The sequence below is a fragment of the Roseateles sp. P5_E1 genome, from assembly GCF_054049335.1.
In genome coordinates, this window is record NZ_JBFUMN010000127.1 from 1 (window position 1) to 1,394 (window position 1,394).

Here is a 1,394-nt window from a genome sequence, read left to right on the forward strand (position 1 = left end):
CGGTGGTGACGCCTTCGCGCTGGCCGGTGGTGACGCCTTCGCGCTGGCCGGTATCGCGCTCATGCTGGCGCACCCAGTTCAACAGCGTCTGCGGCGTGGCGCCGATCTTGCCCGCGATGGACACGACGGCCGCCCATTGCGACTCGTGCTCGCCGCGTTGCTCGAATACCAGCCTCACGGCGCGCTCACGCACCTCCGGCGAAAACTTCACTGACTTCCTCATGGCTCCATCCTCTCAAAGGTTGGGGCCTCCTCGGAAACCGGGGCGGTTCACCACCGCCTCGCGCGTCTTCCAGGGCCCGCGCCGGTGGATCAGCTCGGCCTTGTACAGCCCGTTGATCGTCTCGGCCAGCGCGTTGTCGTAGCTGTCGCCAGTGCTGCCTACCGACGCCTGGATGCCGGCCTCGCTCAAGCGTTCGCTGTAGCGGATCGAGAGGTACTGCGAGCCTCGATCCGAGTGGTGAATCAGCGTGCTCTGCTGGCCCGGCAGGCGCTCGAACAGGGCCTGCTCCAGCGCATCCAAGACGAAGTCCGTCGTCATCGAACGGCTCACCCGCCAGCCGACGATGCGCCGCGAGAACACGTCGACGACGAAGGCCACGTACAGCCAGCCCTGCCAGGTCGAGACATAGGTGAAGTCCGACACCCACAGCTGGTTGGGCCGCTCGGCCTTGAACACGCGATTGACGTGATCCAGCGGGCACGGTGCCTTGGCGTCGCTGACGGTGGTGCGCACGGTCTTGCCGCGAATGACGCCGCGCAGGCCCTGGCGGCGCATCAGGCGTTCGACCATGCAGCGCGGTACGGCGTGGCCTTCGCGAGCGAGTTGGCGCCAGACCTTCTTGACGCCGTAGACCTGCAGGTTCTCGTCCCACACGCGCTGCACGTGCGGCAGCAGCGTCGCGTCACGCTGGGCGCGGGCACAGCGCAGTGCCGGGTTGCGCTCGCAGGCGGCGCGGCGTCGATAGCCGGACGGGGCAATCTGCAAAGCCTTGCAGATCGGCTCGACCCCGAAGCGGTCGCGGTGCTCGTCCACGAAGCCCTTCAAGACTTCAGCCGGCGGTCGAGCTCCGCCTGGGCGAAAAACGCGCTGGCCAGCTTGAGGATCTCGTTGGCGCGCCGCAGCTCGCGCACCTCGCGTTCGAGTTCCTTGACGCGGGCCGCCTCGGCGGTGGTGACGCCTTCGCGCTGGCCGGTATCGCGCTCATGCTGGCGCACCCAGTTCAACAGCGTCTGCGGCGTGGCGCCGATCTTGCCCGCGATGGACACGACGGCCGCCCATTGCGACTCGTGCTCGCCGCGTTGCTCGAATACCAGCCTCACGGCGCGCTCACGCACCTCCGGCGAAAACTTCACTGACTTCCTCATGGCTCCATCCTCTCAAAGGTTGGGGC

At 67.5% G+C, this 1,394-nt stretch carries 1 protein-coding gene, 1 pseudogene and 1 other annotated feature; the gene and the pseudogene both read right to left on the bottom strand.

The annotated features are described in order from the left end of the window. On the bottom strand, positions 1-223 hold a 223-nt coding region (locus ACXJKJ_RS30070; RefSeq protein ID WP_457394994.1), incomplete at its 3' end, for a transposase. Between the two features lie 51 nt (positions 224-274). After that, positions 275-1,368, bottom strand: a pseudogene (locus ACXJKJ_RS30075) (IS3 family transposase); the annotation flags it as partial. Next, positions 974-1,090: a sequence feature (AL1L pseudoknot), on the bottom strand. Its footprint overlaps the pseudogene before it by 117 nt. Positions 1,369-1,394 lie beyond the last annotated feature (26 nt).